Origin of the sequence: Anaeromassilibacillus sp. An200 (assembly GCF_002160025.1) — a bacterium.
Taxonomy (GTDB): domain Bacteria; phylum Bacillota; class Clostridia; order Oscillospirales; family Acutalibacteraceae; genus Caccousia; species Caccousia stercoris.
Map to the genome: position 1 here is coordinate 54117 of NZ_NFJU01000001.1, position 21313 is coordinate 75429.

Below are 21313 nucleotides of genomic sequence, written 5' to 3' on the forward strand. Positions count from 1 at the left end.
CATGTTATATTATAGGACAGAATCCGGATTGATATCCGCAAAAACCGAAACGCCGGCAAAACGGCGCTCTTTTGGGAAGCAAATAAGAAGTCGTGACAGAAAATCACGAAACATTTTGCTGTTCCTGCATTTGATCAAAATTTTATATCGATATTTCCCATTGACCTTCACAACCGCAGCAGGCGTTGGTTTAAGGACACGCATTGGCAAAGATGCATATTCCTGTGCGGCCAGTTTCTGCAAAAGCTGCAAAAAAAAGAGGCTTGCTTGGTGTACCTTTTCTTGCTGCTGACCGGAAAATCCCACCATACAAATATCCACAAACGGCGGATAAAGCATCGCCTGACGCAAAGCAATTTCCTCTCTATAAAAAGAAAGGTAATCCTGAGATGCTGCCATCTGAAAAATGGGATTTTCCGGTGTATAGGTTTGAATCATGGCTTTTCCCGTATACCGGCCGCGCCCTGAACGGCCAACCACCTGCGTCAGAAGGCTGAACGCACGTTCATAGCTGCGAAAATCATCGCTGTAGAGTGTCTGATCTGCAGAAAGCACAGCAGCTAATGTAACATTTTCAAAGTCAAGCCCTTTGGCTACCATTTGCGTTCCAACAATCAGATCATACTCTCCCGCAGCGAAACGGGAAAGTTTTTCCTCATACGAGAAACGCGACATTGCTGCGTCTGCGTCCAAACGCAGCACCCTTGCCTGCGGGAACAGAGCGGAAAGCTGTTCTTCCGCACGCTGTGTTCCTGAGCCGGAGCTATATAACCTCTGCTCATGGCAGTGTGGGCATTCCTGTGGCATAGGAGAGGAATACCCACAATAGTGACAGACCAACCGCTCATTATCTGCATGATACGTCAGAGAGATACTGCAATTGGGACACAAAAGCGGTTCTCCACAGGCACGGCAGCTGACAAAGGTATGATACCCACGGCGATTCAGCAAAAGGATCGCTTGCTGTTTTCGCTCTAAATTTTCCCGCAGTGCTTCACACAGGGAACGGCTGAGAACAGTGGTGTTTCCTTCTTCCATCTCCTGATTCATATCAACAATCTGCACTTCGGGAAGCGAAGCTGTTCCATAGCGAGACGGAAGAGTTACCAGCGAATACTGCCCCTTTTCAGCTGCATAATAACTCTCCACTGATGGAGTTGCAGAGCACAACAGCAGCAAAGCCTGGTGCTGTACGCTCCGGAATTTCGCTACGTCTCTTGCATGATATCGTGGGGAGGATTCAGATTTATAGGTGTACTCCTGTTCCTCGTCCAGAATAATGAGTCCAATACGGGAAAGTGGAGCAAACACTGCGGAGCGTGTCCCAACCGCAATATGCGCTTCCCCATTTTTCACCCGCTTCCATTCATCCATCCGTTCCGCAAGCGTCAGGCCACTATGAAATACGGCCACATCCTTCCCATACCGATTATGAAAATGAGCGACTGTCTGCGGAGTTAGAGAGATTTCCGGAACCATCACAATCACATCTCGTCCATCCCGTCGAACTTCATCGGCGAGACGCAGAAAAACGGACGTTTTTCCGCTTCCGGTCACACCGTAAAGCAAAGAAGCAAAGGGCTTTCCCTGTCGGTATTTGGACAAAAGTTCCTGAAATGCATGCTCCTGATCTTCGGATAAAGTAAAACAACCAGAGGTTGGAGCAGAACAGCCGTCCGCATAGGGATTTCGGAATATTTCCTGATCAAACAGCTCTACGGCTCCTCTGCGTACCAATGTTTGAACAACGGCAGGCGTTACTCCGGTAAAATAGCAAAGTTCTTTCAGAGAAACCTGTTTTCCCTCCTCCAAAAGACTGAGCACCGCCTGTTGCTTCAGTGTCAGCTTTTGGGGAAGCTCACGGTCGGTCAAACGAACCATTTTTTGTGTTGCATCCCCAATTTGGCGAAGCGGAATTTCTGTGCGTACAATCAGACCCTTTTGCTCCATTTCTTCCAAAAAGTGAGGGGCTTTGGAAAGCCAAGGAAGTTTTCGAGAAAGCTGTTCCGGACGAAGCGGCATCTCTGCGCTGCGAAGGATTTTCATCACCTGCTCCTCCTCTTCAACAGGGGAGAACTCCTTCTGCGGATGACAGCGGTAACCAGTGTGCAAGCGAAGATGCATACCAGCCGGCAAAAGCAAACGAACTGCATCGAAAAGTGTACAGAAATAGCGCTGTTTGAGCCAAAACAGGAGACGGATTCCTTCATCTGAAAGCAGCGGTGCCTGATCAAGCACCGCTGCAATTGCTTTGAGCTCTTTGTTTTCCTCTACATCCACCAGTTCCAAAATGATCCCAAGACGTCTTGCATTTGCATTTCCAAAAGGAACGAGGACACGGCAACCGGGAACCGCAGCTTCCAGCAGCCCATTGGGGACGCAGTAATCAAATTCCCGATCAAAATGGTAGGCCGTTTTTTCGACGGCCACTCTGGCGGCCTTTCTCATAAACGCCCTTTTATCCCTGCTCGTTTTCCACCGGAAGCTCCTGAGCTTCTGCCTCTGCCGCTTCCTCTACCGGGTTATTATTTTCCTCTTCCGGTTCATCGTCATTTTCAATAGGACATTCCACAAGACGATACTTATCGTCCATAAAATCATGGACAGCCAGATCAACCGGTTTTTCAATCAAAATTTGTCCGTTTTTCTCTGATTCCTCTACAATTTGGCGGGCGCGTTTCGCAACACCAACCACCAAAGAATATCTGCTTTGCTTCGGATCGATAATCAAATCAGCAGAAGGTTTCAGCATAGTCTCACAGCATCCTCTCAATAAATTCTTTATTTCTCACAGCTCTTTGCTTCTCAGCACGAAGGATCCCTGCCATCTGATCCACAGCAGGTTCCAAATCGTCATTCACCAAAATATAGTCGTAATGCAATGCCTGTGCAATCTCCTCTTTAGCTGCAGCCAGACGCTTGCAGATCACATCTTCACTTTCCGTCCCTCTGCGGCGCAAACGGTTTTCCAAAACCTCCAAGGATGGAGGCAGCACAAAAATCGAAATACAATCCGGACACTTCTTTTTGATCTGTGCTCCTCCCTGCACTTCAATTTCGAGGATCACGTCACAGCCCTCAGCCTGCCACTTTTCAATCGGCTCGCTGGGAGTACCATAACAATTCCCACAGTATTCGGCATACTCCAGCATTTTGTCCTCTGCCACCAAAGCATCAAAACGTTCCCTTGAAATAAAGTGGTAATCCGTTCCATCTTTTTCTCCCTCTCGCGGGGAACGAGTGGTAGCGGAAACGGAAAGACGAATCCCCGGCTCTTTCTCCATCAATCGTTTTAAAACAGTATCTTTTCCTGCCCCCGAAGGACCGGAAAATACAACCAGCAATCCCTCAGCGCTCATCTTCTTCCAACTCCTCTTCGGTCAAATCATCATCCCGATCATTCAAACGGTTTGCTACAGTTTCCGGTTGAACCGCAGATAAAATTACATGATCGCTGTCAGTTACAATTACTGCTCGGGTACGCCGGCCATAGGTTGCGTCAATCAGCGTTCCCCTCTCTTTAGCATCCTGAATAATTCTTTTAATTGGAGCAGATTCCGGGCTGACAATCGCCACCAGCCGGTTTGCCGAAACCATGTTTCCAAACCCGATGTTGATCAGCTTCATTACACTTCATACCTTTCTTCCTGTCAGGAAATCTCCGTAACCGGTTTCCCGGATCATTCGATATTTTGGATCTGTTCCCGGATCTTTTCTATCTCCGCTTTGATATCTACCACCATATAAGCGATGGAAGAATCAGAAGCTTTAGAACCAATCGTATTGGCTTCACGGTTCATTTCCTGCACAAGGAAATCCAACTTTCTGCCAATCGCCTCGCCGCTGTCCAGCATAGCAGAAAGCTGAGCAAAATGACTGCGCAGGCGCACAGTCTCCTCCGCCACTGCTACCTTGTCGGCAAACACCGCTGCTTCCGTCAAAATTCTCTGTTCGTCAATCTTAACATCAGCAAGCATTTCACGCAGACGAGCCTCAAGCTTCTTTCGGTATTCCTCCACCGTTTGAGGGGAGCGCTGCTCAATATCTGAAACCAGTTTTAGGATTGTTTGTGCGCGTTGTAAGACATCTTCCCTGAGTCTAGCACCTTCCGCTTCACGCATCGCAAGAAAGGAGACAAGCGCCTCATCCAAAACAATGCGCACTGCTTCCCAAACTCTGCCTTCATCCTCAGGTGAACGGCGAACAGTCAGCACATCTGGATAGCGGGATAAAGATGTGGCTGAAAGATCCTCTTTCACACCATAACGTCGGGAAAGTTCATGGAGGGCTGCCGCATAGCCTGCTGCCAAATCGTGATTCACCTGAACCTGTACATCGCCGGTTTCCAAAGTCTCATAGGAAACGTAGACATCCATCTTCCCGCGTGACACCTTTGTTTGCAGATAGGACTTCAGTTTTTCCTCCAGAAAGCCATATCCACGCGGTACGCGCGAAGTAAACTCGAAGTACCGATGATTCACGGATTTGATTTCTACAATAATGGCATGAGAAGAGGTCACTTTTTCACATCTTCCAAAGCCAGTCATACTGCGTATCATGGGCGGGTTCCTCTCAATTCCGTTTTGAATTTGACCCAGCTCAAGGAGGTTGTTTCTTATTGTAAACCTGCAATGAGCATTATTATTTATAATAACAGTTTTCCCCGCCCATTGTCAACCGCCAGATTGTCAATTCTCTATTCTCCTGATTACTGTAAAGAAAAAGAATTTTTTCATTGCAGCAGGCTGTCGCTTCTTTCTTCCATCTTTTATTTATAAACAGTGGCATCTGAAGCAGGAAGGATATCGATCACAACAAACTCAGGCGGGTTGCAGATACGCGGCAGACAGTTTTTAGCCAAACCTCTGCTCACTATCATAACCGTGCTACCTTTGCGATACAATCCTCCTGCATATTTGGGGAAAAGACCTTGATTCGGTGCATAAAGACCATTGACTAAACCAGGAATTCTAACCTGTCCTCCATGTGCATGACCACAAACGACCAGATCAAAATTTTCCTCCGCATAAAATGATAAAAATTCCGGCCTGTGACTCAACAAAACACTAAAAATCTCTTCTTCCCGATCACCAGAACATTTATAAAGCTGCCTCAACCAAGAGGAATCAGAAAAAAAGAAATCCACCTCAGGATCATCAATGCCGCAAATCTGAATCCGTTCTGTTCCTTTTCTCAAAACTCTGACATCACCATTCAGGACAGAAACACCAAAATCAGCCATCAAGTTTTTGATAAGATGGCTACGGCCAGAACGTATTTCATGATTTCCACTGACATAATAAAGAGGATACCGGTTCGACAGGGATACCAGTAGTTCCCGTAAATTATCAGCAGGCTTCCAGTCCGGTCCCATATCACCCACCAATAGGATTGCATCCGGTTGCTCTTTTATCAATTCACGAAGCAATCCAGTTTGCCCTGCACCATACCAAGAAGCATGCAAATCCGATAAAACTGCTAAACGAAAGGATGTATGAACTCGTCTCGATAAAATGCGGTACCGACGGCATAGAAGACGTGGGTAAACAGCAAGAGTCCCAGCTGTCAAAGCTAAAATAGGCAAAAGTTTTGTGCGCTTGATCAACTTGTTCATTATATGCACGCCTCCATTGCGTTCATAAAATTAGGAGCAAGAAGCAAAAAAGAAAAGGCCTCGCCCTTTCGGACGAGGCCTAGAAAAACGAAATTACTCGTTGATGCCGATAACAACACCGGAACCGACAGTACGGCCGCCCTCACGGATAGCGAAACGCAGGCCTTCCTCGATAGCGATGGGGGTAATCAGCTCGACGTCCATCTCGACGTTATCGCCAGGCATGCACATCTCAGTGCCCTCGGGCAGGGAGATAACACCGGTCACGTCGGTCGTTCTGAAATAGAACTGGGGACGATAGTTGTTGAAAAACGGCGTATGACGGCCGCCTTCTTCCTTGGTCAGAACGTAAACCTGGCCACGGAACTTGGTGTGCGGATGAATGGTGCCGGGCTTGCAGAGAACCTGACCACGCTCGATCTCGTTTCTCTGAACGCCACGGAGCAGAACACCCACGTTGTCGCCAGCCTCGGCGAAGTCCAGCGTCTTGCGGAACATCTCCAGACCAGTGATAACGGACTTCTTGCGCTCGTCGGTGAGACCAATGATCTCAACTTCCTCACCAACCTTAGCCATACCACGCTCCACACGGCCGGTAGCAACCGTGCCGCGGCCCGTGATCGTGAAGACGTCCTCAACAGGCATCAGGAAGGGCAGGTCAGACTTGCGCTCCGGAGTCGGAATATAGCTGTCAACAGCATCCATGAGCTCATGGATGCAAGCATACTCGGGAGCATTCGGATCCGTGGAGGTGGACTCCAGAACCTTCAGGCCGGAACCACGAATGATCGGGGTATCATCGCCCGGGAACTCATACTCGGTCAGCAGGTCACGGATCTCCATCTCGACGAGATCGAGCAGCTCGGGATCGTCAACCTGATCGACCTTGTTCATGAACACAACAATGTACGGCACGCCAACCTGACGGGCAAGCAGAATGTGCTCACGGGTCTGGGGCATCGGGCCGTCAGCTGCGGAAACAACCAGGATAGCGCCGTCCATCTGAGCAGCACCGGTGATCATGTTCTTAACATAGTCAGCGTGGCCGGGGCAGTCAACGTGGGCATAGTGGCGGGTCTTGGTGTGATACTCAACGTGAGCGGTGTTGATGGTAATGCCGCGCTCTCTCTCCTCAGGAGCCTTATCAATGTTGGCATAGTCCGTGAACTCGGCCTCGCCCTCCAGAGCCAGCACCTTCGTGATAGCAGCGGTCAAAGTGGTCTTGCCATGGTCAACGTGACCAATGGTACCAATGTTTACGTGGGGAAGGGATCTGTCAAACTTTTCCTTAGCCATTGGATTTTCCTCCTTTTTATGGTACAACCTTAATGAAATGCAGCTTGAACTGTCTTTTCATTCTAGCAAAAAGATGCGTAAAAATCAAGCAGTTTTGCGCATTATTTTGGAAGTTATTCGCTCTTCTTTCCGCGCTCGGAAATAATGTTGTCAGACACGAACTTCGGAACCTCAGCATAGTGGTCGGGCTCCATCGTGTACTGGCCACGGCCCTGCGTTTTGGAACGCATGTCGGTCGCATAACCAAACATCTCGGACAGCGGAACCATAGCATTGATCTGCTGAGCACCGGAAACAGCCTCCATACCGGAGATAAGGCCGCGGCGGGAGTTCAGGTCGCCGATAACGTCGCCCATATACTCCTCCGGAACTGTAACGACAACCTTCATAATGGGCTCGAGGATAACCGGATCCGCTTTGCGGGCAGCCTCCTTGAAGGCCATGGAACCAGCAATCTTAAACGCCATTTCAGAGGAGTCAACCTCATGATAGGAACCGTCGTACAGCGTAACCTTTACGTCCACTACGTTGTAGCCAGCCAGGACACCGGAGAGCATAGCTCCCTGAATACCCTGATCAACCGCAGGAATATACTCCTTCGGGATCGCACCGCCGACAACAGCGTTAACAAACTCGTAGCCCTTCTCGGGGTTGGGCTCGATCTTAATCTTAACGTGACCGTACTGGCCTTTACCACCGGACTGTCTGGCGTACTTGGTGTCGACGTCAGCCATCTTGCGGATGGTTTCCTTGTAAGCAACCTGGGGCTTACCGACATTCGCCTCCACCTTGAATTCACGCAGCAAACGGTCGACGATAATTTCCAGATGCAGCTCGCCCATACCGGCGATAATAGTCTGTCCGGTTTCCTGGTCCGTATAGGCCTTGAAGGTCGGATCTTCCTCAGCCAGTTTGGCAAGAGCAATACCCATCTTCTCCTGGCCAGCCTTTGTTTTCGGCTCGATAGCAACACGGATAACAGGCTCCGGGAACTCCATGGACTCGAGAATGATTGGATGCTTTTCATCACAGAAGGTATCGCCGGTGGTGGTGTTCTTCACACCGATCGCAGCGGCAATATCGCCCGCATACACAATCTCCAGATCCTGGCGATGGTTTGCATGCATCTGCAGAATGCGGCCAATACGTTCGTTTGTATCCTTCGTGGAGTTATAAACCGTAGCACCGGCGCTCAGCGTGCCGGAATACACACGGAAATAGCAAAGCTTTCCGACAAAGGGATCCGCCGCAATCTTGAATGCCAAAGCGGAGAACGGCTCGGAATCGGAAGCATGGCGATCCTCTTCCTCCCCTGTCTCGGGATTGGTACCCTTGATGGCGGGAATATCGGTCGGAGCGGGCATGAAAGCAATGATAGCGTCGAGAAGCTTCTGCACGCCCTTATTGCGATAAGAGGTGCCGCAGACAACCGGAACCATCTTGTTCCCGATGGTTGCCTTACGGATGGTGGAGATAATCTCCTCCTTGGTGATCTCTTCGCCGCCCAGGTATTTCTCCATCAGAGCATCATCCTGCTCGGCAACGGCCTCGAGAAGTGCGGTATGATATTCCTCCGCCTTCTCCTTCATGTCCTCCGGGATCTCCTCCACACGCATGTCCTTGCCCATGTCGTCATAGTAGACATCCGCGTTCATTTCCACCAGATCGATGATACCACGGAAAGTATCCTCACTTCCAATGGGGAGCTGAATCGGAACAGCGTTGCAGTGCAGGCGATCCTTCATCATCTGCACAACGTGGTAGAAGTCGGCGCCCATGATGTCCATCTTGTTGATGTACGCCATACGCGGTACGCCATATTCCTCTGCCTGACGCCACACGGTCTCGGACTGAGGCTCAACGCCACCCTTGGCGCAGAAAACTGTCACGGAGCCGTCGAGCACACGCAGGGAGCGCTCCACCTCTACCGTAAAGTCAACGTGGCCGGGAGTGTCAATGATGTTGATACGATGCTCTTTCCAGAAGCAGGTCGTAGCAGCGGAAGTAATGGTAATACCTCTCTCCTGCTCCTGCGCCATCCAGTCCATCGTAGCAGCGCCATCGTGCGTCTCGCCGATCTTATGATTGACGCCCGTATAATAAAGAATACGCTCTGTGGTCGTAGTCTTTCCGGCATCAATATGCGCCATGATGCCGATATTGCGGGTCATTTCAAGTGATACCTGCCTTGGCATAGTTTCCTCCTTCTGTCTGAAACGGTTCTAGATGAACATTACCAGCGGTAATGTGCGAAAGCCTTGTTGGCCTCTGCCATCTTGTGTGTATCGTCACGCTTCTTGGCAGCTCCACCGGCACCGTTTACAGCATCCAGGATTTCACCGGCAAGTCTCTCCTTCATGGTCTTTTCAGAACGGACTCTGGAATACGTGGTGATCCAGCGCAGGCCCAGCGTCTCCCGGCGTTCCGGGCGAACCTCCATCGGGACCTGATAGGTGGCGCCGCCAACACGGCGGGCCTTAACCTCCAGAGAAGGCATGACGTTCTCCATCGCCTGTTCAAAAACCTCGAGGGGATTCTTTCCCGTCTTTTCACTGATAATATCAAAAGCACCGTATACGATCTTCTGGGCGACGCCCTTCTTGCCGTCGTACATGATGTTGTTGATCAGACGGGTCACGCGCTTGGAATTATAAAGCGGATCGGGCAAAACATCACGTTTTGCAACATTGCCTCTTCTTGGCACTTTACTTCCCTCCTTCACAAGAATGATATCACAGGTACTCGAAAGCGACAAACTCCCGTTGGCCTCAGAGGCGTGATTCTATATCAAACGCCACTGATCCACACATTTGTGTTTCAGCCGTAGGTTTCTGTCAAATTCTGGTTGGTGCAAGAATTACTTCTTGGCTGCACCGGCCTTCGGGCGCTTCGCGCCATACTTGGAACGAGCCTGCATACGCTTGGCAACACCCTGAGCATCCAGCGTACCACGAATAATGTGATAGCGAACGCCAGGGAGGTCCTTAACACGGCCGCCACGAATCATGACGACACTGTGCTCCTGCAGGTTGTGGCCCACGCCGGGAATATAAGCGGTAACCTCCTGCCCATTGGACAGACGGACTCTTGCGATCTTTCTCAGAGCAGAGTTCGGCTTCTTCGGGGTAGCGGTCTTCACTGCGGTGCAGACGCCGCGCTTTTGGGGGGAATCCTGATCGATCGCAACGCGCTTTTTGGAGTTCCATCCCTTGAGCAGAGCGGGAGCCTTTGCCTTCTTCTCGACGACCTCACGGCCAGTATGGACTAACTGGTTGAATGTTGGCATACGACACCTCCTCACATCGAGTAATAAAATTTATGTGATGCGCTCACGCGCATGACACCATTTTGACACAGCGCAACACACTGCCCCACATAAGGACAGTGTGCGCACCACGGTTTCTAATTATACTGTCAGACAGCCTCGTTTGTCAAGTCTTTCTCTGTAGGTTCTATATCTACGTCACTATAGCACTTCATTCCGGTTCCGGCTGGTACAAGTTTACCAATAATGACGTTCTCTTTCAGTCCCAGCAGCGGATCAACCTTACCCTTAATAGCTGCATCCGTCAGCACACGGGTTGTCTCCTGGAAGGAAGCAGCCGACAGGAAGGAGTCCGTAGCAAGAGAGGCTTTTGTGATACCCAACAGGACAGGCGTAAAGGTAGCTTCCTTCAGATCGATCTCGCCAGCCGCAATCCGCTCACGAATCTTCTGATTCTCCGCTTCCAGCTCGCTCTTCTCCACCAGACTGCTCGGAAGCAGCGGCGTGTCGCCGCCTTCATCCACACGTACCTTCTTCATCATCTGGCGAACGATGACCTCGATATGCTTATCATTGATATCAACGCCCTGCATCCGGTAAACCTTCTGCACTTCCTGAATCAGATAATCCTGAACCGCCTGTGTTCCGCTGATCGCCAAAACATCGTGCGGATTCACAGAGCCTTCCGTAATTCGGGTACCAGCTTTGATATCGTCGCCCTCGGAAACAATCAGACGGGAACCGAATGGGATCAGATACGAACGGCTGTCCCCCGTCTCGGCATCCGTAACCACCACATGGCGGTTTTTCTTGATCTCCTCGAAGGTCACGCGACCAGAAATCTCACTGATAATGGCGAGATGCTTCGGCTTACGGCCTTCAAACAGCTCTTCCACGCGGGGCAGACCCTGCGTGATATCCTCCGCACTGGCAACACCACCAGTATGGAAAGTTCTCATCGTCAGCTGCGTACCAGGCTCACCGATAGACTGAGCAGCAATAATACCAACTGCTTCACCGACTGTAACCGGATGACCGTTCGCAAGGTTCGCGCCGTAGCACTTCTTGCAGACGCCATGACGGGCACGGCAATTCAGAATGGAACGGATCTTGATGCGTTTGACACCACGTCCAACAATGATATCTGCGTCGTTGTCGTCCATCATCTTATCCTTGGACACCAGAATTTCTCCGGTGGCTTCATCCACGAAATCCTCCACGAGATAACGGCCAATCAAACGCTCATGCATGGTCTCGATGGCTTCCTTGCCCTCGCAGATATCGAAAATCTCCAGACCGTCCTCAGCACCGCAGTCATCCTCACGAATGATAACATCCTGAGAAACGTCTACCAGACGGCGGGTCAGATAACCGGAGTCTGCGGTACGCAGAGCTGTATCTGCCAAGCCCTTTCTGGCGCCACGGGAGGAAATAAAGTATTCCAAAATGTTCAGGCCTTCACGGTAGTTGGCACGAATCGGAATTTCAATAACCGTACCGGAGGTGTTAGCAATCAGACCGCGCATACCGGCGAGCTGACGAATCTGGCTCATCGATCCACGAGCGCCGGAATCCGCCATCATGAAGATCGGGTTGTAGCGATCGAGGCCCTTCTGCAAAGCGTCAGTTACATCGTTCGTGGTCTTTTCCCACGTCTTGAGCACGGCATCCTTGCGCTCGCCCTCAGAAAGCAGACCATTTTTAAAGAGATCGGTAATCTGATCGATCTTCTTTTCCGCCTTCGCAATAAGTTCCTTCTTCTCCTGCGGAATCGTCGCGTCGCAAACCGCAACCGTAATGGCGCTTCGGGTCGAATACTTGTAGCCCTGCGCCTTTACAGCATCGAGAACATCAGCCGTTTCTGCCGTTCCATGAATCTTGATGCACTTATCAATGATCTTACCAAGCTGCTTCTTTCCAACCAGGAAATCAATTTCCAGCTTGAAACGGTTCTCCGGCAGAGAACGATCCACAAAACCGAGATCCTGCGGAATCGGACGGTTAAAGATCATTCGGCCCACAGTGGTATCGATCAGGCCATATACCTCCTGACCGTCAACAATCGCCTTGCGGCGCACTTTGATCTTTGCATGCAGGCCAATCACCTTGGCGTCATATGCCATGATAGCCTCGTCAAAGTTGCGGAACACCTTGCCCTCACCGGGCTCACCGTCCTTGTCAAGCGTCAGATAGTAGGAACCAAGCACCATGTCCTGCGTCGGAACCGTCACCGGGCGTCCGTCAGAGGGCTTGAGCAGGTTTCCAGCCGCAAGCATCAGGAAGCGGGCTTCCGCCTGAGCCTCCGCGGAAAGCGGCACATGAACTGCCATCTGGTCGCCGTCAAAGTCGGCGTTATACGCCGTACAAGCCAGCGGATGGAGCTTCAAAGCGCGTCCCTCCACCAGAACAGGCTCGAATGCCTGAATACCCAAGCGGTGCAGCGTCGGCGCACGGTTCAGCAGAACAGGATGGTTCTTGATCACAATTTCCAGCGCGTCCCAAACCTCAGGCTTTGTGCGCTCCACAGCCTTTCTGGCGGCCTTGATGTTGCCGGCCACACCGGTTTCCACCAAGCGCTTCATGACAAACGGCTTAAACAGCTCAAGAGCCATTTCTTTCGGCAGACCGCACTGATACATCTGGAGCTCAGGCCCAACCACGATAACGGAACGGCCCGAGTAGTCCACGCGCTTTCCAAGCAGGTTCTGGCGGAAACGTCCCTGCTTGCCTTTAAGCATATCAGAGAGAGATTTGAGCGGACGGTTGTTTGGCCCCGTGACAGGACGGCCGCGGCGGCCATTGTCGATCAGAGCATCAACCGCCTCTTGGAGCATGCGCTTCTCATTGCGCACAATGATATCCGGTGCGCCAAGTTCCAGCAATCTTTTCAGACGGTTATTGCGGTTGATCACACGGCGGTACAGATCGTTGAGGTCGGAGGTAGCAAAACGGCCGCCGTCCAACTGTACCATCGGACGGATATCCGGCGGAATCACCGGCACTACATCGAGAATCATCCACTCCGGACGGTTGCCGGAAAGACGGAAGGATTCGACGACTTCCAGGCGCTTAAGAATACGAACTCGCTTCTGACCGGAAGAATTGTGCAGTTCCGCTTTCAAGTCAGCGGAAAGCTGCTCCAGATCGATTTCCTCCAAAAGCTTCTTGATCGCCTCCGCGCCCATCGCGGCGTCAAAATCGTCCTCATATTTCTCGCGCAGATCGCGATACTCTTTCTCCGTGAGAATCTGCTTTTTCTGCAGTTCACGAGTCGTACCGGGATCGGTTACGATATACATCGCAAAATACAGAACCTTTTCCAGCATGCGGGGAGAAATGTCCAGCATCAGGCCGATACGAGACGGAATTCCTTTAAAATACCAGATGTGGGAAACCGGCGCAGCCAGCTCAATGTGGCCCATACGCTCACGGCGAACCTTCGCGCGGGTTACCTCAACACCGCAGCGGTCACAGATTTTCCCCTTATAGCGGATCCGCTTATACTTGCCGCAATGGCACTCCCAGTCCTTCTGAGGCCCGAAAATACGCTCACAGAACAGGCCGTCGCGCTCCGGCTTGAGGGTACGGTAATTGATGGTTTCCGGCTTCTTCACCTCACCGTGCGACCATTCACGGATCTTTTCCGGAGAAGCCAGCCCTATCTTGATCGATTCAAAAACGTTAAATTCCATCCTTGTTCCTCCCTCTTAAAATTCGTCGCCATCGTCGCCCAAATCAAAGGGATCCTCTTCGTCGAGAGCGCCCTCGCCGAACATGTCGTCATCGTTGTCGCTGGTATAGTCATCCTCTTCGCCCTCGTCGACGGTGTAGCCATCCATATCGTCCGCAACGTTCTGCTCATTGAACAGATCATCGGAGGGAGTAAATCCGATATCATCGTCGTCGTCGAAATTCTGCTTGAGATCGATTTCTTCGTTGTTCTTGTCCAAGACCTTTACATCGAGACCAAGAGACTGCAGTTCCTTAATCAGAACCTTGAAGGACTCCGGCACGCCAGGCTTCGGAATGTTCTGACCCTTGACGATCGCCTCATACGTCTTAACACGTCCAACCACATCGTCCGACTTGACGGTCAGAATTTCCTGGAGCGTATAGGCCGCGCCATATGCCTCCAGAGCCCAAACCTCCATCTCACCGAAGCGCTGGCCGCCGAACTGGGCTTTACCACCGAGCGGCTGCTGCGTGACAAGACTGTAAGGACCAGTGGAACGAGCGTGAATCTTATCGTCAACCAGATGGTGAAGTTTGAGGTAATACATGTAGCCAACCGTAACGGGATTATCAAAATACTCGCCAGTACGGCCATCCTTCAGCGTGATCTTGCCATCCTCGGACATTCCCGCCATACGGAAGCATTCTCGGATATCTTCCTCATGCGCACCATCGAAAACAGGCGTCATAACTTTCCAGCCAAGCGCCTTGGCCGCCATGCCAAGATGAACCTCCAGCACCTGTCCAATGTTCATACGAGACGGCACGCCCAAAGGATTGAGCACGATATCAAGAGGAGTGCCATCTGGCAGGAACGGCATATCCTCCACAGGAAGAATACGGGACACAACACCCTTGTTGCCGTGACGGCCCGCCATCTTGTCGCCCACGGAGATCTTTCTCTTCTGGGCAATATAGCAGCGAACCACCTTGTTTACGCCAGGGCTCAGCTCATTGTTGCTGTTTTCGCGGGTGAACACCTTAACATCCACGACGATACCATATTCACCATGCGGAACACGGAGGGAAGTATCGCGCACTTCACGGGCTTTCTCACCGAAAATAGCACGCAGCAGACGCTCTTCCGCTGTCAGCTCCGTTTCTCCCTTCGGCGTTACCTTACCGACCAAAATATCACCGGTGCGAACCTCCGCGCCAACGCGGATGATACCCTCTTCGTCAAGATCGCGCAGCAGATCCTCGTTGACATTTGGGATATCGCGGGTAATTTCCTCCGGCCCAAGCTTGGTATCTCTGGCTTCGAGCTCATATTCCTCGATATGAATGGAGGTATACACATCATCGCGGACAATCTTCTCACTGATAAGAACGGCGTCCTCGTAGTTGTAGCCTTCCCAGGTCATGAAGCCGATCAGAGCATTTTTACCCAAGCTGATCTCGCCATCCTTCGTGGCGGGACCGTCGGCGATCACATCACCGGCCTGAATTTTCTGGTTTACATCCACAACAGGGATCTGATTGATACAGGTTCCCTGGTTGGAACGCATAAACTTTGTAATGTGGTACACATCTGTTTCGCCATTTTCGCGGGTTACACGAACCTCGTCTGCGCTGACACTGCGAACCACACCAGCATGCTTTGCGATAACGCAGACGCCGGAGTCAACACCGGCTTTGTACTCCATACCGGTACCGACAATCGGGGACTCCGTGCGAAGGAGCGGCACAGCCTGGCGCTGCATGTTCGAACCCATCAGCGCACGGTTGGCGTCATCATTCTCAAGGAAGGGAATCATTGCCGTTGCGACGGAAACGACCATTCGCGGAGAAACATCCATGAAATCGGCCTTTTCACGCTCCACCTCAACGAAGCCGTCACGATGACGGGCATTGACCTTTGCATGCATAAAGCGGCCTTGCTCGTCAAGCGGTTCGTTCGCCTGTGCAACGATGTATTCGTCCTCCATGTCAGCCGTCATATAAACGACCTCACGGGTCACAATTCCCGTCTCGTGATCCACACGGCGGAATGGCGCCTCCACAAAGCCATATTCGTTGATGCGCGCGAAGGTAGCCAGATAGGAAATCAGACCGATGTTCGGACCTTCCGGGGTTTCAATCGGGCACATACGGCCGTAATGGCTGTAATGAACGTCACGCACCTCAAATCCGGCACGGTCACGGGACAGACCGCCGGGCCCCAGCGCGGACAGACGGCGCTTATGCGTCAGCTCGGCAAGCGGGTTGGTCTGGTCCATGAACTGAGACAGCGGAGAGGAACCGAAAAACTCCTTGATTGCCGCGACAACAGGACGAATATTAATCAGAGAATGCGGAGTCAAAACGTCCAGATCCTGCGCCTGGAGAGTCATACGCTCACGGATCACGCGCTCCAGACGGGAGAAACCGATGCGGAACTGGTTCTGCAGCAGCTCACCCACGGAACGAATGCGGCGGTTGCCCAGATGGTCGATATCATCCAGATTGCCAAGACCGACCGCAAGGCAATTCATGTAGTTAATCGAAGAGAAAATATCGTCAATGATAATATGCTTCGGAACAAGCTCGTCCATACGGGAAACAATGGCTTCCTTGAGCTCGCTGTCGCTGGAGCAGGATTCCAAAATCTCCGCGAGGACGCTGAACCGCACACGCTCGTTCACGCCGCACTCCTTGTGCGCATCAAAGGACAGGAAGTTATTGATTTCCACCATGCCGTTGGAAATCACCTTTACCTCACGCTCACCCACCGTGACAAACGCAACGGTAACACCCGCGTTATCAATGGCCTCGGCCTTCGCATGGGATACCATCTCCCCCGCCTCCGCCATCAGCTCGCCGGTCAGCGGGTTGACAATCGGCTGGGCAAGACGCTGACCGACGATGCGGCCCGCCAGATTCAGCTTTTTGTTGTACTTGTAACGTCCCACACGGGAAAGATCGTACCGGCGGGCATCAAAGAACAGACCATTGATATGCGCCTGTGCGCTCTCGATGGTTGGGGGCTCACTCGGACGCAGCTTACGGTACACCTCAAAAAGAGCTTCCTCTGTCGTCTTGCAGGGATCCTTTTCAATAGTGGCACGAATACGATCGTCCTCTCCGAAATACTCATAGATCTCGGAATCCGAGCCAAGCCCCAAAGCACGGATAAACACCGTTACAGGGATTTTACGGTTCTTGTCAATACGAACATAAAAGACATCATTCGCATCGTTTTCATATTCAAGCCAAGCGCCGCGGTTCGGAATCACGGTGGAGCTGAACAACTCCTTGCCTGTCTTGTCGTAATCCATTTTATAGTACACGCCGGGGGAACGAACGAGCTGGGAAACAATCACGCGCTCCGCGCCGTTGATCACAAAGGTACCGCTTTCCGTCATAAGCGGGAAATCGCCCATGAACACTTCAGATTCCTTGATCTCACCGCTTTCCTTATTGAGCAGTCTGGCTGTCACGCGAAGGGCGGCGGCATAGGTGGCGTCGCGTTCCTTGCATTCCTCTACACTATAGTTCGGCTTGTCGACATCAAGCTTATAGTCGACAAAATCGAGCACGAGATTGCCTGTGTAGTCTGTGATACCGGAGACATCCTTGAAGACTTCCTTGAGGCCCTTGTCAAGAAACCAGGCATAGGAATTCTTCTGCACCTCGATCAGATTCGGCATTCCCAGGACTTCGTCAATTCTGGCAAAGCTCATGCGGGTGTTCCTGCCGACCTGCACCGGTTTGACATTCACCATTGGCTCAATCACTCCATTCATATATTTACCGCTGCGGCATGAAAAAAGCACAAAATTTCCCTCGCATCTTCATGGCTTTCCGAGCAGATTACAGAAGCTCTTGCCTTTTCTCTGGAGTTGTGATATGATGGATAAGAGAATTTAGCGTATATCTGTCCATGATGATGCAGTATATAATTGTATAACAATATTCCAAATTTGTCAAGGAAATCTCCCTCTGAATTTTGACAGGAAATCCCTTGAATTGTCATCACTCTTTTGAAGTTTTTGACAATTTTTCAAGCGGGGAGTTGTTTCTTAAATTAAAACACAGGCATGAAAAAGGGAACCGTACAGACGGTTCCCTTTTTTAATCTTCATTTATGTAGTGCTGTCACACTTCTGCTGATTTGCACTGCAGGAACAGAGCTCAGCAAAAGTATGTGCATCCAGTTTCTCACGGACAAGCTCGGAAATCTCTGCGTAAATTGCGGAAAACCGGCAGGAATGCATCTGTGGGCAGCAGCCTTCGTCTCTCTGGCAGCGACTGAGAACATACGGTCCTTCCACCGCCTCAAGAACCTGCCTCAGAGTAATTTCTGACGCGGGACGTGCCAGACAATACCCCCCTCGGGCCCCTTTATAGGAAACCACCACGCCATCCTGCACCAGTTTACGAAGAATTTTGAGAGAAAAGCGAAGCGGCACCTGCGTCTGTTCCGCCAGATATGCGGCGTCACAGCGCCTGGCCGCCTGCGTCAAGCATCCGACAATCCGCACGGCGTAGTCGGCCTCCAGCGTCATGTGCACAGCATCTCCCCCTTTCCCATGGAGCTTAATCAAGAAAATCTTTCAATTTTTTGCTTCTGCTGGGATGGCGAAGCTTTCGAAGGGCTTTGGCCTCAATCTGACGGATTCTTTCCCGCGTCACATTGAACTCCTTGCCCACCTCTTCCAATGTTCTGGAACGTCCGTCTTCCAAACCAAACCGCAGGCGAAGGACCTTTTCCTCTCGCGGGGTCAGCGTATCAAGCACGTCGGAAAGCTGCTCCTTAAGCAGTGTGTGTGAAGCCGCATCCTGCGGAGCAGGCGCATCGTCATCCGGGATGAAGTCTCCAAGATGGCTATCCTCTTCCTCACCAATCGGTGTCTCCAGAGAAACGGGCTCCTGTGCAACGCGCATGATCTCCCGCACCTTATCGACAGGCATGTCCAGTTCATCGGAAATCTCGTCCGCCGTCGGCTCATGGCCGTTGGTGTGCAGAAGCTGGCTGGAAACCTTTTTCACCTTATTGATGGTTTCCACCATATGCACCGGGATACGGATAGTTCTGGCCTGATCCGCAATAGCACGGGTGATGGCCTGCCGAATCCACCAAGTGGCATAAGTGGAAAATTTGAAGCCTTTCGTATAATCAAACTTCTCCACCGCTTTGATAAGACCCAGATTTCCTTCCTGAATCAAGTCCAGAAACTGCATCCCGCGACCCAGGTATCGTTTTGCAATGCTGACCACCAGACGGAGATTTGCTTCTGAAAGCCGCTTTTTAGCCGCCTCATCCCCACTGGAAATACGGATAGCCAGATCGATTTCCTCTTCTGGAGTCAGAAGGGGAACGCGGCCGATTTCCTTCAGGTAAACCTTCACAGGATCATCAATCGCAATTCCATCCGTGTTCAGGGCATTTTCGAGATCTTCTCCATCTTCATCCTGTGTCAGAAACTCAATATCGTCAAGTGGCGTGTCGTCCAAACTGTTCTCGACAATCTCCACGCCCTGCGCTTCCAGCGTATCATAAAATTTTTCAAGTTGTTCCGGTTCAAAATCGAGCTCACCGATCGCATCCAGAATCTCGTTGGTGGAAAGCTGGCCTTTTGCTTTTCCCTGCTCAATCAATTCCCGAATCACTGTCTTTTTGTCTGGCGCTCCCATAGCGAAATTCCCCCTGCTTCTATTTTTTCTGCTTCCGCAGCGCCTCAAGATACCCCAGCAGCTCCTGCGGCTGTTCTGCTTCCGCAGCCTGCCGGGCTCTGAGGGCCGCTTTTTCTGTTTTCAGTACCTGAATATATTCCTGAACACCACGTTCCGAAACCGGAACATCATGATATCTGGCCATCATACGCGCAATAGAGGAAATCTCTTCCTCGGAAAACTCCCCGGATATGGCGGAAAGAGAAAGTTCTGTCCCCGCGTCCAGCTTTGCCTTCAAAGCAGCATAAACGCGCCGGTTAAAGGCAGTAATAAAAATATCCGCTGAAAGTGCACCCGCAATCCCTTCCGCTGTTTCCGGATATCGCAGCATGGCGGAAAGCAAAGCCTCCTCCGCTGCTGCCGCACGAAGATTGGACGCTTTATCAGGGTTCACACGATCGCGAAGTCCCGCCGTTTCCTGCTGATATTCTCGAAACTCTTTTTTCTTTTCCTCACGGCGTCTTTTTTTCATCAGACTATCCACCTGACGCAGAATTGCAGACCGATCCACGCTCATTTCCTCTGCCAGACGCCCGGCATATACTTCCTGTTCAATACGGTTTGTCAATCCCGCAAGAATCTCCGCTGCTCCTGTCAGATATGCAACACGCCCTGCGGGCTCTTCAATCGGATTAGCTTGCTGTAGCTTTTGCAGCCTGTACTCCACATCATTCCCTGTTGTATCGAGGAGATTCTTAAAGCGGGCATACCCCTGATCCCCATAGGAACGAATATATTCATCCGGATCCTTTCCGTTTGGGACTGTGAGAACTTTTACCAAAAGCCCCGCTTCCCGCAGCATAGGAATCGCCCGCGCTGTTGCATTCTGTCCGGCCGTATCCGCATCATAACAAAGTACAATTTCTTTCGCATAGCGAGCCATCAAGCGCGCTTGTTCTGCTGTCAGCGCCGTTCCCAAAGTAGCCACGGCTGTGGGAAAGCCTGCCTGATGGAGCGAAATCACATCCATATAGCCTTCCGCAAGAATCAGCTGATCTCCCCCAGCATCCTTGGCGAAGTTCAATGCAAACAGAGCGCTGCTCTTGTGGAAAGCTGGTGTATCAGAGGTATTGAGATACTTAGGCTTTGCATCCCCCAACACACGTCCGCCAAACGCGATGACATTGCCGCGCAAGTCAATGATGGGGAACATCACACGGTTGGAAAAACGATCCACAGCGCCGCCATTTCTTCCTCGGAACGCCACATTGGCCTGAATCACTTCCTCCCCGGAAAAACCTTTCCGGCGAAGATGGTTAACCAGTGCAAATCGATCCGGCGGCGCATAGCCCAAGCCGAAGTGGCGAATCGTTCTCTGTGTAAGCGCACGTCCCCGCAGATAATCCATTCCCGGCTGGCCCTCCTGCGAATTGAGGACAGAGTAGAAGAAACGTGCCGCTTCCCGATTGATTTCCAAAATCCGCATGCGAAGCCGGGCCATGCCGTCGTCCACCTGCCTTTCCGGCACCTGCATTCCTGCACGGTCAGCGAGAAAACGAACAGCTTCCACATAATCCAGATGCTCAATTTTTCGCACAAAAGTGATAACATCTCCGCCCGCATGACAGCCAAAGCAATAAAAGGAACCGTTATCTGGATAGACATGAAATGATGGAGTTTTTTCTCCGTGAAAGGGACAAAGCCCCACCATATTCCGGCCAGAGCGCCGCAAATTGACATAGGAGGACACCACATCCCCAATATTGTTGCGGAATTTCAGTTCCTGAATAAAGGAATCCGGAAACGGCAAT

The 21313-nt window shown here is 51.3% G+C and carries 15 protein-coding genes; all 15 read right to left on the reverse strand.

Annotation, left to right across the window (positions count from 1 at the left end; translation table 11 throughout):
• Window positions 1-9: 9 nt before the first annotated feature.
• The 15 genes from priA to dnaG all read right to left on the reverse strand — a co-directional run bounded on the left by priA (window position 10) and on the right by dnaG (window position 21312).
• The gene (priA, locus tag B5F35_RS00300; protein ID WP_087236935.1) at window positions 10-2448 is read right to left on the reverse strand and encodes a replication restart helicase PriA; all 2439 of its coding nucleotides are present in this window, start codon (window positions 2446-2448) and stop codon (window positions 10-12) included.
• 10 nt (window positions 2449-2458) lie between these two features.
• Window positions 2459-2752: a DNA-directed RNA polymerase subunit omega gene (locus tag B5F35_RS00305; protein ID WP_087236937.1), complete on the reverse strand. Its 294-nt coding sequence runs from the start codon at window positions 2750-2752 to the stop codon at window positions 2459-2461.
• Between the two features lie 4 nt (window positions 2753-2756).
• Complete coding sequence (gene gmk, locus B5F35_RS00310) at window positions 2757-3359, reverse strand: guanylate kinase (protein WP_087236939.1); 603 nt, start codon at window positions 3357-3359, stop codon at window positions 2757-2759.
• Window positions 3349-3627 (reverse strand): extracellular matrix/biofilm regulator RemA, encoded by a 279-nt coding sequence (gene remA / locus B5F35_RS00315; protein ID WP_087236941.1) that lies wholly within the window; start codon window positions 3625-3627, stop codon window positions 3349-3351. Before remA ends, gmk begins: the two co-directional genes overlap by 11 nt.
• Before the next feature lie 53 nt (window positions 3628-3680).
• Window positions 3681-4559: a YicC/YloC family endoribonuclease gene (locus B5F35_RS00320; RefSeq protein WP_087236942.1), complete on the reverse strand. Its 879-nt coding sequence runs from the start codon at window positions 4557-4559 to the stop codon at window positions 3681-3683.
• Window positions 4560-4768: 209 nt separating this feature from the next.
• On the reverse strand, window positions 4769-5614 hold the full coding sequence (locus B5F35_RS00325; RefSeq protein WP_087236944.1) for a metallophosphoesterase: 846 nt from the start codon (window positions 5612-5614) through the stop codon (window positions 4769-4771).
• 93 nt (window positions 5615-5707) lie between these two features.
• On the reverse strand, window positions 5708-6910 hold the full coding sequence (tuf, locus tag B5F35_RS00330) for an elongation factor Tu (RefSeq protein ID WP_087236946.1): 1203 nt from the start codon (window positions 6908-6910) through the stop codon (window positions 5708-5710).
• Window positions 6911-7023: 113 nt separating this feature from the next.
• Complete coding sequence (gene fusA, locus B5F35_RS00335) at window positions 7024-9105, reverse strand: elongation factor G (RefSeq protein WP_087236948.1); 2082 nt, start codon at window positions 9103-9105, stop codon at window positions 7024-7026.
• Window positions 9106-9143: 38 nt separating this feature from the next.
• Window positions 9144-9614, reverse strand: coding sequence for a 30S ribosomal protein S7 (gene rpsG / locus B5F35_RS00340; RefSeq protein WP_206423984.1), 471 nt, complete (start codon window positions 9612-9614; stop codon window positions 9144-9146).
• A 153-nt stretch (window positions 9615-9767) separates the two neighbouring features.
• Complete coding sequence (gene rpsL / locus B5F35_RS00345; protein WP_087236950.1) at window positions 9768-10196, reverse strand: 30S ribosomal protein S12; 429 nt, start codon at window positions 10194-10196, stop codon at window positions 9768-9770.
• Between the two features lie 128 nt (window positions 10197-10324).
• Entirely contained in the window at window positions 10325-13867 is a 3543-nt protein-coding gene (rpoC, locus tag B5F35_RS00350; protein ID WP_087236952.1) for a DNA-directed RNA polymerase subunit beta', read from the reverse strand.
• Between the two features lie 15 nt (window positions 13868-13882).
• Window positions 13883-17611 (reverse strand): DNA-directed RNA polymerase subunit beta, encoded by a 3729-nt coding sequence (rpoB, locus tag B5F35_RS00355; protein ID WP_087236954.1) that lies wholly within the window; start codon window positions 17609-17611, stop codon window positions 13883-13885.
• A 360-nt stretch (window positions 17612-17971) separates the two neighbouring features.
• On the reverse strand, window positions 17972-18394 hold the full coding sequence (locus B5F35_RS00360; RefSeq protein WP_242969333.1) for an RrF2 family transcriptional regulator: 423 nt from the start codon (window positions 18392-18394) through the stop codon (window positions 17972-17974).
• A 31-nt stretch (window positions 18395-18425) separates the two neighbouring features.
• Window positions 18426-19523 (reverse strand): RNA polymerase sigma factor RpoD, encoded by a 1098-nt coding sequence (rpoD, locus tag B5F35_RS00365; RefSeq protein WP_087236958.1) that lies wholly within the window; start codon window positions 19521-19523, stop codon window positions 18426-18428.
• A 19-nt stretch (window positions 19524-19542) separates the two neighbouring features.
• On the reverse strand, window positions 19543-21312 hold the full coding sequence (gene dnaG, locus B5F35_RS00370; protein ID WP_087236960.1) for a DNA primase: 1770 nt from the start codon (window positions 21310-21312) through the stop codon (window positions 19543-19545).
• Window position 21313 lies beyond the last annotated feature (1 nt).

Coding starts and splice junctions, on each gene's coding strand:
- remA (WP_087236941.1), bottom strand. CDS start 3,627: ATGAAGCTGATCAACATCGGGTTTGGAAACATGGTTTCGGCAAACCGG.
- fusA (WP_087236948.1), bottom strand. CDS start 9,105: ATGCCAAGGCAGGTATCACTTGAAATGACCCGCAATATCGGCATCATG.
- rpoB (WP_087236954.1), bottom strand. CDS start 17,611: ATGGTGAATGTCAAACCGGTGCAGGTCGGCAGGAACACCCGCATGAGC.
- B5F35_RS00320 (WP_087236942.1), bottom strand. CDS start 4,559: ATGATACGCAGTATGACTGGCTTTGGAAGATGTGAAAAAGTGACCTCT.
- rpoD (WP_087236958.1), bottom strand. CDS start 19,523: ATGGGAGCGCCAGACAAAAAGACAGTGATTCGGGAATTGATTGAGCAG.
- B5F35_RS00325 (WP_087236944.1), bottom strand. CDS start 5,614: ATGAACAAGTTGATCAAGCGCACAAAACTTTTGCCTATTTTAGCTTTG.
- rpoC (WP_087236952.1), bottom strand. CDS start 13,867: ATGGAATTTAACGTTTTTGAATCGATCAAGATAGGGCTGGCTTCTCCG.
- B5F35_RS00305 (WP_087236937.1), bottom strand. CDS start 2,752: ATGCTGAAACCTTCTGCTGATTTGATTATCGATCCGAAGCAAAGCAGA.
- rpsL (WP_087236950.1), bottom strand. CDS start 10,196: ATGCCAACATTCAACCAGTTAGTCCATACTGGCCGTGAGGTCGTCGAG.
- priA (WP_087236935.1), bottom strand. CDS start 2,448: ATGAGAAAGGCCGCCAGAGTGGCCGTCGAAAAAACGGCCTACCATTTT.
- gmk (WP_087236939.1), bottom strand. CDS start 3,359: ATGAGCGCTGAGGGATTGCTGGTTGTATTTTCCGGTCCTTCGGGGGCA.
- tuf (WP_087236946.1), bottom strand. CDS start 6,910: ATGGCTAAGGAAAAGTTTGACAGATCCCTTCCCCACGTAAACATTGGT.
- B5F35_RS00360 (WP_242969333.1), bottom strand. CDS start 18,394: ATGACGCTGGAGGCCGACTACGCCGTGCGGATTGTCGGATGCTTGACG.